At 63.5% G+C, this 13,956-nt stretch carries 13 protein-coding genes; 6 read left to right on the top strand and 7 right to left on the bottom strand.

Features of this window, described 5'->3' with window-relative positions; all coding sequences use genetic code 11:
• Positions 1-31: 31 nt before the first annotated feature.
• Genes hpt through dacB form a run of 4 tightly spaced genes read right to left on the bottom strand, consistent with a single transcriptional unit; the run spans position 32 to position 4,050 of the window.
• Positions 32-586 carry a hypoxanthine phosphoribosyltransferase gene (gene hpt / locus G4D79_RS02065; RefSeq protein ID WP_003941159.1) on the bottom strand — a complete coding sequence of 185 codons (555 nt, stop codon included), beginning with the start codon at positions 584-586 and terminating at the stop codon, positions 32-34.
• A 3-nt stretch (positions 587-589) separates the two neighbouring features.
• A complete protein-coding gene (tilS, locus tag G4D79_RS02070) occupies positions 590-1,567 on the bottom strand; it encodes a tRNA lysidine(34) synthetase TilS (protein ID WP_099697764.1) in 978 nt (325 codons plus the stop codon).
• Positions 1,568-2,641, bottom strand: coding sequence for a zinc-dependent metalloprotease (locus G4D79_RS02075; RefSeq protein WP_099697765.1), 1,074 nt, complete (start codon positions 2,639-2,641; stop codon positions 1,568-1,570).
• Positions 2,641-4,050 (bottom strand): D-alanyl-D-alanine carboxypeptidase/D-alanyl-D-alanine-endopeptidase, encoded by a 1,410-nt coding sequence (gene dacB / locus G4D79_RS02080; protein ID WP_099697766.1) that lies wholly within the window; start codon positions 4,048-4,050, stop codon positions 2,641-2,643. Before dacB ends, G4D79_RS02075 begins: the two co-directional genes overlap by 1 nt.
• Before the next feature lie 103 nt (positions 4,051-4,153).
• Between dacB and G4D79_RS02085 the strand changes: the two genes are divergently transcribed.
• The gene (locus G4D79_RS02085; protein WP_003941181.1) at positions 4,154-4,645 is read left to right on the top strand and encodes an inorganic diphosphatase; all 492 of its coding nucleotides are present in this window, start codon (positions 4,154-4,156) and stop codon (positions 4,643-4,645) included.
• Positions 4,646-4,751: 106 nt separating this feature from the next.
• Here G4D79_RS02085 and G4D79_RS02090 read toward each other — a convergent pair whose 3' ends face one another.
• The 3 genes from G4D79_RS02090 to G4D79_RS02100 form a co-directional block, all read right to left on the bottom strand.
• Entirely contained in the window at positions 4,752-5,582 is an 831-nt protein-coding gene (locus G4D79_RS02090; RefSeq protein WP_007727023.1) for a crotonase/enoyl-CoA hydratase family protein, read from the bottom strand.
• 46 nt (positions 5,583-5,628) lie between these two features.
• A complete protein-coding gene (locus tag G4D79_RS02095; RefSeq protein ID WP_124568973.1) occupies positions 5,629-5,835 on the bottom strand; it encodes a hypothetical protein in 207 nt (68 codons plus the stop codon).
• A 133-nt stretch (positions 5,836-5,968) separates the two neighbouring features.
• The gene (locus G4D79_RS02100; RefSeq protein WP_235867820.1) at positions 5,969-7,498 is read right to left on the bottom strand and encodes an LCP family protein; all 1,530 of its coding nucleotides are present in this window, start codon (positions 7,496-7,498) and stop codon (positions 5,969-5,971) included.
• Positions 7,499-7,620: 122 nt separating this feature from the next.
• On the opposite strand from G4D79_RS02100, the gene G4D79_RS02105 reads away from it, so the two are divergent.
• The 5 genes from G4D79_RS02105 to G4D79_RS02125 all read left to right on the top strand — a co-directional run bounded on the left by G4D79_RS02105 (position 7,621) and on the right by G4D79_RS02125 (position 13,813).
• Positions 7,621-8,439 (top strand): polysaccharide deacetylase family protein, encoded by an 819-nt coding sequence (locus G4D79_RS02105; protein WP_099697768.1) that lies wholly within the window; start codon positions 7,621-7,623, stop codon positions 8,437-8,439.
• 4 nt (positions 8,440-8,443) lie between these two features.
• Positions 8,444-10,423, top strand: coding sequence for an amino acid permease (locus G4D79_RS02110; protein WP_099697769.1), 1,980 nt, complete (start codon positions 8,444-8,446; stop codon positions 10,421-10,423).
• Between the two features lie 435 nt (positions 10,424-10,858).
• Positions 10,859-11,281 (top strand): hypothetical protein, encoded by a 423-nt coding sequence (locus G4D79_RS02115; protein WP_228232423.1) that lies wholly within the window; start codon positions 10,859-10,861, stop codon positions 11,279-11,281.
• A 142-nt stretch (positions 11,282-11,423) separates the two neighbouring features.
• Positions 11,424-12,023 (top strand): TetR/AcrR family transcriptional regulator, encoded by a 600-nt coding sequence (locus G4D79_RS02120; protein WP_039972767.1) that lies wholly within the window; start codon positions 11,424-11,426, stop codon positions 12,021-12,023.
• Positions 12,020-13,813 (top strand): alpha/beta fold hydrolase, encoded by a 1,794-nt coding sequence (locus G4D79_RS02125; protein WP_083055957.1) that lies wholly within the window; start codon positions 12,020-12,022, stop codon positions 13,811-13,813. The genes G4D79_RS02120 and G4D79_RS02125 overlap by 4 nt, the downstream gene beginning before the upstream one ends.
• Positions 13,814-13,956: the final 143 nt, after the last annotated feature.

The raw sequence follows: 13,956 nt of genomic DNA on the forward strand, positions 1-13,956 counted from the left end.
CGCCTGAACCCCGCCTCAGGCGCGAGCAGGCTCAGCCGCCGTAGACCTCGGGGTCCAGGGTGCCGATGTACGGCAGATCGCGGTACCGCTCGGCGTAGTCGAGGCCGTAACCTACGACGAACTCGTTGGGGATGTCGAAGCCCACGTCGCGGACGTCGACGTCGATCTTGACCGCATCCGGCTTGCGGAGCAGGGTGACGACCTCGAGCGAAGCGGGATTACGTGTCTTGAGGTTGCGCATCAGCCACGACAGCGTGAGACCGGAGTCGATGATGTCCTCGACGATCAGCACGTGGCGACCGGCAATGTCCTTGTCGAGGTCCTTGAGGATGCGGACGACACCCGAAGACGAGGTCGAGGATCCGTAGGAGCTCACGGCCATGAATTCCATCTGCGACGGGATCGGCAGGGCGCGGGCGAAGTCGGTCATGAAGAAGACCGCTCCCTTGAGGACGCCGATCAGCAGGAGATCCCCTTCGGGGGCGCCTGCCGGGTAACGCTTGGCGATGTCCTCAGCCAGTTCCGCCGTTCGTGCACGGATCTGTTCTTCGGAGATCAGTACCGATGCGATGTCGCCCTCGTACACGCGTCAAACCCTTCGTCGGTCTTCGAATCCGAGGATCAGCCTGCCACGTCGCCGGGCCGCCACCAACCTCGCCTCCGGTGTTCCGCCGCCGATCGCGACGCCGCCTTGCCCCCGCCAGTCGGTCACCAGGGCATCGACTGCGCGTAACTGTTTGTCCGTCAATGCTTTTGCGCCGCCCTGCAGCAGCCAGGCGCGCAGAGCGCGTCGACGGATTGCGGTGGGCGCTTCGGCAAGTGTGTCCACTTCCACTTCCCCGTCGACGACAACCCGTAGGAGTAGGGCCTCGGCGTACTCGTCGAGCGCCTCACCGTCCTCACGCAACTGCGTCGCGGTTCGGGCCAATGCTTGGGGAACTCCCCCGCCGAGAATTTCTTCGAGCAGCGGCAACGCCTCGTGCCGCAGACGTACGCGAGTGAACTCGGGATTGTTGTTGTGCGGGTCCTCCCACGGCGTGATTTCCAGGTCGACGCAGGCCGCCCTGGTCACCGATCGCCGGATGCCGAGTAGCGGCCGTCCCCAGGGAGCGTCGAATGCCGTCATACCTTGAATCGATCGCCCACCGGACCCGCGGGAGAGTCCGAGAAGCACGGTCTCGGCCTGATCGTCGAGCGTGTGTCCGAGTAGAACCGGGAGGTCAGTTCTGGCGCCGCGCAGGGCGTTGTACCGAGCCTCACGCGCAGCGGCCTCGAGACTCCCACCATCGGCTACGTCGACGGTCAGGACCGTCGCGGTCCGGCAACCCAGCGCCAGCGCCTGGTCTGCGGCCGAGCGTGCGACGGCATCGGAACCGACTTGCAGGCGATGGTCCACGATCAACGCGTCGACCGAATCGGCTTCCGCCACCGCTGCTGCGGTCAACGCCAATGAATCGGCGCCCCCGGACAGGGCGACGACCACACGGCGCCGCGGCTCGAATGCGAGCGTCCACGCCCGCACGGCCTGTCGCAGCGCCAGGAGGGCAGGCGTCTCAGGCAGCAGCATCTAGCCGAGAACGCGCATTACCCACGCGTCGGGATTGTCGATCTCGTCGAGCAACGGCAAGGTCTCGGGCCCGGTCCAGATGGTGTTGAACTGCTCCATGCCGACCTTGAGAACCACCGCGTCGACGAAGGCCTTGCCGCGCACGTACTGCGCCATCTTGGCGTCCATGCCGAGAAGCATCTTGATGATCCGCTGCACGGGGTTGGACTTGCGCTGCCGACGCTTGTCGAAGGCCGTGCGGATCGTTGCCACCGACGGCACCACGGCGGGGCCGACGGCGTCCATCACGTGGTCTGCATGCCCTTCGAGGAGGGTGCCGAGTACGAGCATCCGATCCAGCGCGTCACGCTGAGGCTCCGCCTGCGAGGCGCGCAGCAGTCCGATGATGCCGCCCGCCGTCGCACCGTCACTGGAGTCGGGTTCCTTCCGCGAGCGCAGCTCTGCAGCAAGGCGCCCGACAACGTCGGTCATCGACTCGTCCACCGTCGCACCAAGCGTTTCGACGGATTCCTTCATGTACTCCGCTAGCCACGGCGAGGACGAGAACTGAACCCGGTGAGTGACCTCGTGCAGGCAGACCCACAACCGGAAGTCACTCGGATTCAGCCGAAGGGACCGTTCGACGGAGACGATGTTCGGTGTGACCAGAAGCAGGGTGCCGTGCTCGCCGGTGAACGGGTCGTACTGCCCGAGGATCGCCGAAGACAGGTACGCCAGCATGGCGCCGGCCTGCAGGCCCGCCGGCTTTCCGACGATGAGATTGCCACTGCCGTCTGGATCCGCGCCGGTGAGATGCGCCATCGACCGCGAGGCCGCCGTGATCCACCCGGCCCGGTCCAGCACGTCAGCGGCCGGGACCGGTAGACCGTCGGCCAGCCCGGTCACTTCACGAACCGGCAGTTCTGCGCGCTTGGACGCTTCGGCGAGTTCTGCGGTTGCCGTCTCGGCCGTGTAGCGAGACATCGCGGGGCCGCCGCGCGCCAGTTTTATCCCGGCTTTGGCGGCAAGACTCCAGTCGACGGCACCACCGAGCGGAGCCGAGGCTTCATCATCTTGTGGAGTCTTTTCGGCCACTATTGGCACCCGCAATTCCTCAATGCTCCGGCAATCGCGTCCAGGGCAGGACGGCTCACTTCTGGCGGCCGGTCATTGGACATCAGTGCGAAGGTGAGCACTCGCCCGTTCTGATCGACCACGAACCCTGACAACGCGCTGGCCGTCGAGAGAGTTCCCGTCTTGGCCCGCACCCAACCCGCACCGGTTCGGTTTCCGGACGCGTAGCGGTCGGACAAACTTCCTGTTCCGCCGGCCACCGGAAGGTAGTCCAGCAGCGGACGCAGTTTCGGATCACCGTCACCGGCCGCAGCCGTCATGACGCGATCGAGTACCTGAGCGGGAATGAGATCGTCGACGGACAGTCCGCTGGAATCGTGCAGCGATACACCGGTGTAGTCGAACCCGGCCGCCTGCAGGGTCTTGCCGGTCGCGTCGACTGCTCCGGTGAACGAGGCTTCTATTCCGGAGGCAATCGCGACCTCACGCCCGATGGTCTCTGCGAGCACGTTGTCGGAATGTTCCATCATCTGCAGCAGCCGGTCGCTCAGCGGCGCCGACTGCACGGTGGCGATCGGCTTGGCACCGGCAGGCGCCGCGCCGAGACTCACGTTGGCGGGATCGACACCGAGGGCCTGAGCGAGGACCTTGCCCGCGTCCAACGCGGGCGTTTCCGAACGCGGCGACTCGTCTTGAGTGCCGTCGTACCGACCACCTTCGATCATCACCGATTCGATCGGGGTGATGTAGCCGGCCGCGATGTCAGCGGGGAACCATCCGGTGGCCATGTTGTCGCCCTTGAACAAGCTCGAGTCGACCACGACGCTGGTCACCGGCGTACCGGCAGCCTTGATCTGGTCGACGAGATCCGCGATGTGAGCAGCATTGGCGTAATACCCGCTCTGCCCCTTCGGCGTCGCGGTCAGCGTCGGGTCACCACCGCCGACCAGAACGACCTGCCCGGGGCTCGTTCCGGGAACCACCGTCGTGGACAGCCGGTGGTCGAGCGGCAACTTCAGCAGTGCCGCCGATGCGGTGAGCACCTTCGTCGTGGACGCGGGCGTCATCGGCGTCGACGGGTCTGCGCTCCACAGAATGTTTCCGGTGAGCGCATCAGCGACAACTCCGGTGAACTTCCCCAGATCCGGGTTGGCCACAGCCGGGCCGATCGCCGCTGCGATTCCCGACGCGCTCGGGATCGGTGCGTCCGTCGGGACGGGCACCACCTGGGGTGACGGCGTCACGAGCGCAGGCTGAGGCGACGTAGTCACGGTCGTGCTGCCCGCGGTGTCGTTCGACGTACCGAGTTTCACGACGACAACTCCGGCGACGGCCAGTACAACCACTGCACCGACCGCCAGAAGGATGCGGAAGTTACGCCGTCGACTCTCTTCCAACGAGCCGATCTTCTTCTTTCCTTGGCCCGCCAACGCCCCTCCGTCTGTGCTCTGCCTACTGGGTGGTCAGGCAACCTTATCCTTGACCCGATATCCTTCCGACGAATCATTACCGACACGACAGCGAGGAATCGGCGTGGAGTTCGACGTCACCATCGAGATCCCCAAGGGTCAGCGCAACAAGTACGAGGTCGACCACGTAACCGGTCGCGTCAAACTCGATCGCTACCTCTACACAGCTTTCGGCTACCCGGCCGACTACGGCTTCATCGAAAACACCCTGGGTGAGGACGGCGATCCGCTCGACGCCATGGTCCTGCTCCCCGAGTCGGTCTTCCCCGGCGTCATCGTCGAGGCTCGCGCAGTCGCGATGTTCAAGATGGTCGACGAGGCCGGCGGAGACGACAAGGTCCTCTGCGTTCCGGCCGGTGACCCCCGCTGGGATCACATCCAGGATCTGGGTGACATCTCACAGTTCGAGCTCGATGCGATCAAGCACTTTTTCGTCCACTACAAGGACCTCGAGCCGAACAAGCACGTCGAGGCAGCCAACTGGGTCGGCCGCGCCGAGGCAGAGGCCGAGATCGAGGCTTCGATCAAGCGTCTCGCTGCCAACGGCGGTCACTGAGCTCGAGTTCTCAGGCCTAACGAAAATCCCCGCACATCGGAAGATGTGCGGGGATTTTTGTGCTGTTTTTACTCGCCCTTGCAGTTCCTACTCACCCTTGCAGTTCCTACTCACCCTGGAAGACTGGCGGGCGCTTCTGGAAGACGGCGGTGATGGCCTCGGTCAGATCCTGCGAAGGCAGGAACGCCGCGTTCCAGGCTGCGACGTAGCGAAGGCTGTCGTTCACGCTCGCGCTGCGGGTGTGATCGAGCACGTCCTTGATCCCGTGGACGACGAGCGGCGGGTTGAGCGCAATCTCCTTGGCGGTCGCGCGCGCCGCTGCCAGTACCGCGTCGGCATCTTCGAAAACGTCGTTGACGAGGCCGATCTTCTCGGCGCGCGCTGCGTCGATGTCCTTGCCGGTCAGAGCCAACTCACGCAGGTGTCCGTCGCCGATGATCGCGGGCAGACGCGCGAGGCTGCCCATGTCTGCGACGATCGCGACCTTGACCTCGCGGATGCTGAACTTGGCATCGGCACTTGCGTAGCGGATGTCCGCCGCCGTGATCAGGTCGACGCCGCCGCCGATGCACCAGCCCTGCACAGCTGCGACGACGGGCTTGCGGCAATCTGCCACGGCATTGATGCCCGACTGCATGCGCTTGATCATGTCGTGGAACTTGGTGCGCGGGCCTGCCTGAGCCTTGTCCGCGAGGACGGCACCGAATTCACCGCTCATCGCCGGCAGGTCCAGTCCGAACGAGAAGTGCTTGCCGGAACCGGCGATGACGATTGCACGCACCTCGGGGTCGGCGTCGAGGTCGGCGAAGATTTCGGGGAGTTCACTCCAGAAATCCGGCCCCATCGCGTTGCCCTTGCTCGGCCCGATCAGCGTCACCTGGGCGATGTTGTCTTCGCGCTCGACGGTGAACGCATTCCAGCTCTTCTGTTCAGTCATTACTCAAGAGTAACTAAAGGTCCGGCTCAGCCGAAGACCGCTGCCTTCATCCGAAAATTCCTGCCTCGTCAAGTACCAGTACGACGAGGGTGACGGCCATCAGGGCGAACATGATGAGCATCGCCATCCTGGCCGCCCGCTCACTGGTCGGTGGGAAAACGCGCTGCGCCGGATGCTCGGCCACGTACTCGGACAAGGACATGGTCCTGGCACGTGAGCGTGTCGGATTCTGTACCGCTGCTGTTGTAGCCATGTCGGTGATCCTTTCAACTACGCAATCTCAGTCAGGTACCCCAAAGGTGAAGTACCCGACTGAGTTCGACTTCTCCAATGTAGACCCGCAGATCGAAGAAGTCAGCGTGAGTTTGGTGCGAATTACCTGAGAGTTAGTCCACACAGGGGATGCCGCCATTCGCGTCGGCCCGGATGGGTGATCCCTGCGCTCCCGTATCGGGAACGGTGCCGGCGGATACCGACGAGTCCGACTGCGCCGGAGCGGCCGAGAACACGGTCTGCGCATTGTCCTCACCGATCAGTACAGACACTGATTCGGCCGCTGCCTGCTCGTTAGGCACTGCGGCCACGCCCAACTGCTCGGCCAGCGCCTCTGCGACGGCTTTGGCGCCGACTCCATAGCTGACCACCGACTTTGCCGTCGCAACTGCGGTGCTCACCTCTCCGACTTCGACTCCCGACGCTTTCGTCGCCGCTGCCAACGCGGCGCCCAACCCGTCCGTCGCGGTTCCGTTGCGGATGTCCACAACTTCGTTCCCGGTCGAGACAGCAGTGTCCATCGCAGGTGCAGATGCCGAGTCACCTCCCGCGAAGATCCGCGACACTTCACTACGCAGACGCGCCGGATCGACCATGTTGACGTCCTGGCCGTCGACGGTCTCGTATCCCTCGACGGGCAGGGTGTAGAAGTCGATGTTCCCACCTGCGAGAGCGCTTGCCTGAGAAGCGAATCGGACGGGATCCATGGCAGAATCGATCACCACATCCTTCTTCACCACGTCGGCCAGTGCCGTCATCTTCGGAATGTTTCCGATGACGCCGGAGCCCTTCAAGTTGGCGATCACCGCGCTGATGAAAGCCTGCTGCCGGTGGGTGCGATCCAAGTCCCCGTTGTCCAGGCCGTGGCGTTGACGGACAAACGAAAGTGCCTGTGACGCATCGAGAGTCTGAACTCCGGCCGGGAAGTTGGCGCCCGAGAAGTCATCCTGCACCGGATTGTTAAGGCACACCTGAACGGGGCCGATAGCCGAGACGACGTCGTAGAAGCCCATCAGGTTCACTTCGGCAAAGTGATCGATCGGAACCTTGAGCAGATTCTGCACGGTGGTCAGTGTCGACCGTCTTCCGACTTCACGCGCTTGTTGTTCTCGTGCAGCAGGATCCGTCACACCGTCCGCTATGAGTTTGGCGTCCGCATCAGCCTTCGCCATTCCGTAGGCTTCCTTGATCTTGGCCATTCCGTAGCCGGGTACCGCGACGTAGTCGTCGCGTGGGATCGCCACTGCACTGGCCTTGCCGCCATCGCCCGGAACATGGAGCAGGATAAGCGTGTTCGTGTTGTATCCACCCACATCACTGTCCCCCGCATGCAGCTTGTCGGTGACGAACTCAGCCGGCAGGTCGCTGCCGTCCATCGCTTTACGACTGTCGAGCCCGATCAACAAGATGTTGGTATCCCCGTCGAGCGAACTGCCGGCGTCGTCACCGAGGGCGGAGAGCGCGTCCGATCGGTACAGCCCCGACGTGAGATCCGACTGCACGTACCAGCCGATTCCGACGCCCACCAGAATCGTCGTCGACAGGGACGCCGCCGCCAGCTTGCGCCCCACCGAGAGCGTCGACCGCTGCGGTTGACGCCTACGCCTGTGCCTGGTTGCCGAGTGTCGAGGTCGCGGTTCCACGGCCGACACGCTATCCACCGTTCCTGAGTAGAACCTGTCGATACCGGACACGGCTGGTCTTTCGCTGAAAGAACGCTGAGAATGAAGTCCGAATTAGGCAAATCTGCTCTAGGCTCCGCCCTGTGGACCGCCGACGCTTCCTCAGTGCCCTCGCAGCAGCAACTCTGACCGGAACCGCCGCGGTGACCATGGGAACCGCTTGTTCGTCACGTTCGGTCGGCACGGCAATCGCCGCAGCCGACGAACCAACCGACCCCGTCCCTGTCCCGGATCTCCCGCCTGCCTTGTTGCCGCCTCCACCGCCGTCTGCCCGGGTGCCGCTGCCCGCCGGCGGATCGTTGACCGCGTTACCCGGCGGTGGGGATCTGTTTGCCCTGACGGTTGACGACGGAGCCAGCTCCGAAGTCGTGCGCCTCTACACACAGTTCGCAAAAGACACCGGCATCCGTTTGACGTACTTCGTCAACGGGCTATACAACTCGTGGACCGAAAACGCCGGACTTCTCAGACCGCTGGTCGAGAGCGGACAAATTCAGCTCGGCAATCACACCTACTCGCACCCGGATCTGACGTCCGTGTCGAAGCAGCAGATCGCAGACGAGCTGACGAAGAACGGCACGTTCCTGCGCAACACCTACGGCGTGGACGCGGCGCCGTACTTTCGGCCGCCGTACGGAAGGCACAACGCGACAGTCGATTCCGTGGCCGCGAGCGTCGGCTACACCGTGCCCACCCTCTGGTACGGATCACTGTCGGATTCTTCGTTGATCACCGAGGAGTACATCCTCCAAATGGCGAACCAGTACTTCAATCCGGGGGCCATCGTGATCGGGCACCTCAACTATCTGCCCGTGACCCACGTGTATCCGCAACTGGTGGACATCATCCGGAGCCGAAACCTGCGGACTGTCACGCTCAACGATGTTTATCTGAAGCCGTGACGCCGTGGTGACCGCAGCCGACAACGAGGTCCCGGCCGACAACACGGCTCCGTCTGTGAAACAACGCACCGAGGCCTGGCTGCTCGCGGACATCACCGAGGAACCAGCCGGACATCTGGGGCCACACCGGATGGCGCCGAAGAAGGAGAAGCGCCACCCGTGGTGGAAGGTGATGTGCCTGACGGGTGTCGATTACTTCTCCACTCTCGGTTACCAACCCGGTATCGCGGCACTGGCGGCCGGCACGTTGGCTCCCATCGCGACAGTCGTATTGATCCTGCTGACACTCTTCGGCGCTCTACCGGTCTACCGGCGAGTGGCTCGCGAGAGTCCGCACGGCGAGGGTTCGATCGCCATGCTCGAGAAGCTGCTGCCCAAGTGGCGCGGCAAGATCTTCGTTCTCGTGCTTCTCGGCTTCGCGGCCACCGATTTCCTCATCACTATGACGCTCTCGGCTGCCGATGCCACGGCGCACCTCGTCGAGAACCCTTTTGCTCCAACCTTTCTCTCCGGACACACCGTCGCCGTCACCCTGGTTCTGCTCGCGCTCCTCGCTGCGGTATTCCTCCGCGGATTCACCGAAGCGATCGGTATCGCGGTCGGATTGGTCGCCGTCTACCTCGCCTTGAACGTGGTGGTCATCTCCGTAGGTTTGTGGCACATCGCGACCGCGCCGTCGTTGGTCACCGACTGGACGCGCGCCATGACCACCGAGCACGGAAACCCGGCGATGATGATCCTGATCGCGCTGATCGTCTTCCCGAAGTTGGCGCTCGGCTTGTCCGGCTTCGAAACCGGGGTCGCGGTCATGCCGCAGATCAAGGGCGAGCCGCACGACACGGAACAGAATCCACGTGGCCGCATCAAAGGTGCGCGGCGCCTGCTCACCACGGCGGCGCTGATCATGAGCGGATTCCTGCTGACGTCGAGCCTGGTCACCACCATCCTGATCCCAGAAAACGAGTTCCAGCCCGGAGGCGCTGCCAACGGTCGCGCGCTTGCCTTCCTCGCGCACGACTATCTGGGTGAGATCTTCGGAACCGTCTACGATCTCAGCACGATCCTGATCCTTTGGTTTGCCGGTGCGTCGGCAATGGCAGGGTTGCTCAATCTTGTTCCGAGGTATCTCCCCCGCTACGGCATGGCGCCGTCGTGGGCCCGCGCCGTGCGTCCGCTGGTCCTCGTGTTCAGCGTCATCGCCATCACTGTCACGATCTACTTCGACGCCGGTGTCGACGCTCAGAGTTCCGCGTACGCAACCGGTGTCCTCGTGCTCATCTCGTCGGCGACCGTCGCCGTTGCACTGTCCGCTCGTAAGCACGGTCAGCGAAAGCTGTTCGTGGGGTTCAGTTTTGTCGCAGTTTTGTTCGTCTACACGACGATCGCGAACATCTTCGAACGTCCAGACGGTGTGAAAGTGGCGTCGTTCTTCATCGCCGCGATCATGGTGGTGTCCTTCCTTTCCCGGATCTCGCGAGCCTTCGAACTACGGGCAACCTCCGTCGAATTCGACGAGACCGCGCTGCAATTCATCGCCGAGGCAGCCGAGAAGGGTTACCTCGCGATGGTGGCGCACGACGTCGACCGTCTCGACGAGGACGAGTATCGGCAGAAGGAATCGCAGCAGCGCGCCGAAAGCAACATCCCGGAGGCGGAGTCGATCATCTTCATCGAAGTCAACGTCACAGACTCCTCCGAATTCAGCACCGACCTTCTCGTCCACGGCCGACAGCGCGGTGAGCACCGGATTCTCTGGGTCGACAGCCCGGCCGTCCCCAACACCATTGCGGCGGTTCTCCTGCGGACGAGAGACATCACCGGCGTGATTCCCGACGTCTACTTCGAGTGGACCGAGGGAAACCCGATCATGTACCTGCTCCGCTTCCTGTTCATCGGTGAGGGCGAAACCGCTCCCGTGACCCGTGAGGTCCTCCGCCGCGCCGAACCCGACCAGTCCCGCCGGCCACACGTCCACGTCGGTTGACGCCCACTCCCACTAACCGCTCACAAGCCCGCTCGCGATTGCTGTCGAACATCGCTGCATCCAGGGCTGTGGTGGCCGAGGTGGCGGGCGACCAATGCGGGCGCGATGGTGAGGGGCGTCGTTCGTCATGGCGACCTTCCATTCGTGTCTGGGGGGCCAATCTCGGTCCCCTTCATGGATTTCGCCTTCTGACAACGGAAATTGCACCGGCAAGAGGGACTGGCGTGCAACTGGTGAGCGAAAAGTCTGTCCGCACGCGCGAGTGCAGATTGAAAGGCCTTTCGACCCGCAGGTGGACGGGACGATGCGACGGAGATCGAGAATGACCGCGACATACAATCGCGATCAGAGCGAAGCTCCAGGCCGAGATTCCGGCGCCGCTGTGATGGAGGGGTCAGGATGTTCGGTTGGAAAAAGAAGCGCAACGATTCAAAGATGACGCTCGACGATGTGATGTCGAAGCTCAGGCCTGACCTGAGTCGGGAATCACTCGGCGTCGGACCCGACTTTCCGGGCGTCGCCCCGAACCCGCTCATGAGCAGTGATGCACGCAAGCGCAATGCGGAACTGCGGACGGGGGTGCTTGCGCTCGGCGTTCTCGTCGACTGGCGGGAGGTCAACAGCAATCCACGCGTGGTCCTGATGTTCGACGTGGAGACCTCCGACGGCATCTTGTTCCGCGGTATCGCAGACGAAGACCTCACGATCACCGAGCTGACACGACTCGCCCCAGGACAGACGTTGCCCGTGCGCTACCGGCCGGCCGTCATGGACCACTACGTCGCCCTTGCCCGGGACGCGGACGCCGCCCACGTTCAGCAGCTCTCCGACGAGATCGCGACCCGCAAGCGGACCTGACCCGAAGCCTTGGCCGGATCCTAGGTCGCCGGCACTCCGATGATGGCGTCGGCGGTCACACGCATGTCGATCACGACGAGACTGGTTGGTAGACGCATTCTCTCGGTTGAAAATAATATGTAGACCGGTCTATTGTTGGCTCATGGCATCCAAAGGAGACCTGACAAGGGCACGGCTCGCAGAATCCATGCTCGAGCTCATCCAGACCAGCGGCTACAGCGGCACGGGCCTGAACGCCGTGATCGAACACGCCGCAGCGCCGAAAGGGTCGATCTACTTCCACTTCCCCGACGGGAAGGAAGGCCTGGGCGTCGCAGCGATTGAGCTCGCCACGAAGGCATTCGGGACGCTGATTGCAGAGGCCGCGATTTCCCGGGTCGATGCGGCCGAGGCAGCACGCGCCGCGATCGAGGCCCTGACGACCATCGTCAGCGAGAGCAACTTCCGGCGGGGTTGCCCGGTCTCTGTCGTCACCCTGGAGATGGGCGCGGAGAACGAGCGTCTGCGGCAGGCGTGCGCCGCTGCCTTTGAGTCGTGGATCGCCCTGACAACCGCGTTTCTCGAGGCCAGCGGCGTTGTCCCCGACGAGGCCCGATCCCTGGCGACCGTTGTTGTGTCGACGATCGAGGGGGCGGTCATCGTCTCTCGCGCTACGCAAAACACGCAACCCCTGATTTCGGCCGCTGACATCGTTGCGGAGCTCATCAACCAGCGCTGCCAGACCGTTGGCGGAACGCGATGACTCCACGCGACGTCTCCCGTCACGCCCTGGTCTTCGGGGCCTCAGGTCTGGTCGGTCGGCACCTCGTCCTGACCCTCGCCGAGGCTGGTACGAACGTCACGGCGGCAGTTCGGACCGCCGAGTCCGGGGCCCGTGTCGAGCGATGGGTCAGAGAGCATGGCCTGACGCGGAGCATCAGCACGACGATCGTCGACTTCGACGCTCCTGAAATCGTCGCGGGTGGCCCATCGGCGTTCCCTTTCATCACAGAGATCCACAACTGCGCCGGGTCCTACCGATTCGGAATGACCGCCCAGGAGGCACGCAGCGCGAACGTCGGCATCGTCGAGAAGCTGATCGACTTCGCCAAGGACCTCCCCAACCTGCAGCGCGTGATCCACGTGTCGGGCTACCGCGTCGGCGGACAAGACCCCACAACGGTTCCATGGCCCGACGATCACCGCACCGCGGTTTACAAGGACCTTGGCGCCTACGAAGCGTCAAAAGTGGAATCCGACGCAATCTTCCAGGCCCGAGCCCTCAAGCACGGAGTTCCCTGGACCATTGTCAATCCGTCCAGCGTGATCGGCGACAGCGCCACCGGGGAATCCGACCAGCACATCGGGCTGGCCAGCACAGTCGAGCAGATTTGGAACGGCACCGCAGCAGCGTTGCCTGGAAACGAATCGACGTTTCTCCCGATCGTCACGGTCGACTATCTGGCGGCCTTCATGACGGCAGCTGCGGTCGATCCCGCTGCTGAGGGCATGGCCTACTGGGTTCTCCACGACGACACCCCACCGCTAGCGGACCTGCTCACACACGTCGGTCGGCATCTCGGTGCGAAGGTCCCGCGGGTCAGGATTCCGATCGGCGTCATCAAGCGGCTCCCGCAGCAGATCACCAAGGCCGATCCCGAGACCCTCACCTTCATGTCCGCCGACCGCTATCCGACAGAGTCGGCCGTCGAGTTCGCCGACAGACACGGGATCCTGATGCCCGACGTGCTGGTGTCCCTCGAACGGTGGGCCGACTACCTGGCAGCGCATCGGTTTGGTGCCGTCATGTCCGCCGACCGTCGATTCGTCGACGTCGGCGGCCTGAGGACATTTGAGCTCGGCGTACGAGGATCGAGTCGGGTGATTCTTCCCGGCATGCCCGTGAACGCGGACACGTGGGCAGAGGTAGCTGCCGGCATCGAGGGGCGGGTCGTCGACTTGCCCGGCCTCGGCCTCAGTAGCGGGGCCGGCGTTCAGGACTGGGATGAGTGGCTGCCGGCGGTAGTAGCTGGTGAACCTGCTGACCTCGTCGGCCACTCCATCGGTGCGGCTGCTGCAGTAGTTGCGGCTGACCGGTTCCCGGCGCAGGTGAAGTCCCTCACGTTGATCGCACCGTTCTTCCTCCAGGCCCCGATGGGTTCCTCGGCCAGACTGAAGCCGCTCGTACGCGCCTACTTGCGACACGCAGACCCGGCACGGCTCTCACGCAAACTGACCGGATCAGAAGCGAGCGCGGATTCTCTCGTTTCCAGTCTCAGTGACCTCGAGCGAAGCAGTTCCAAGAGCGTGGCCGAGCATCTCGCCCGTGCGGGATCGAAGCGGTGGCGTGCTGAACTCCAAGAAGCGCTTAGGCGATTCAGTGGCCAGGTCCGCATCATCACAGGAAGCAAAGACCCAATCGACCCGGCCGCGGTTGCGCAGCTCGAGTCACTTCCGAACATCAAGCTGATCTCGCTGCCGGGTGCCGGGCACCATCCGCAACTAACCCATACCGATGCTCTCGTCGATCTGCTCGAGGGATCGCTCGCGTGACATAGACGCCTGCGGTTTCAGCAGCTGACAGAGATACGGGCATCCAATCTGTAGCTGGCCAGTCTGTCGGTGACCATCACACTCAGCACAACTCCAGTCCTTTGAGCAGTCGACGTAAGAGCTTCATGGCTGCCGAAGTGTTC

This window comes from Rhodococcus sp. WY5, assembly GCF_018588185.1.
GTDB classification, from domain to species: domain Bacteria; phylum Actinomycetota; class Actinomycetes; order Mycobacteriales; family Mycobacteriaceae; genus Rhodococcus_F; species Rhodococcus_F qingshengii.

Bases quoted from the DNA above. Each gene is read 5' to 3' on its own strand.
- G4D79_RS02115 (WP_228232423.1), top strand. From the start codon at position 10,859: ATGACGCTCGACGATGTGATGTCGAAGCTCAGGCCTGACCTGAGTCGG.
- G4D79_RS02120 (WP_039972767.1), top strand. From the start codon at position 11,424: ATGGCATCCAAAGGAGACCTGACAAGGGCACGGCTCGCAGAATCCATG.
- tilS (WP_099697764.1), bottom strand. From the start codon at position 1,567: ATGCTGCTGCCTGAGACGCCTGCCCTCCTGGCGCTGCGACAGGCCGTG.
- G4D79_RS02095 (WP_124568973.1), bottom strand. From the start codon at position 5,835: ATGGCTACAACAGCAGCGGTACAGAATCCGACACGCTCACGTGCCAGG.
- G4D79_RS02125 (WP_083055957.1), top strand. From the start codon at position 12,020: ATGACTCCACGCGACGTCTCCCGTCACGCCCTGGTCTTCGGGGCCTCA.
- G4D79_RS02090 (WP_007727023.1), bottom strand. From the start codon at position 5,582: ATGACTGAACAGAAGAGCTGGAATGCGTTCACCGTCGAGCGCGAAGAC.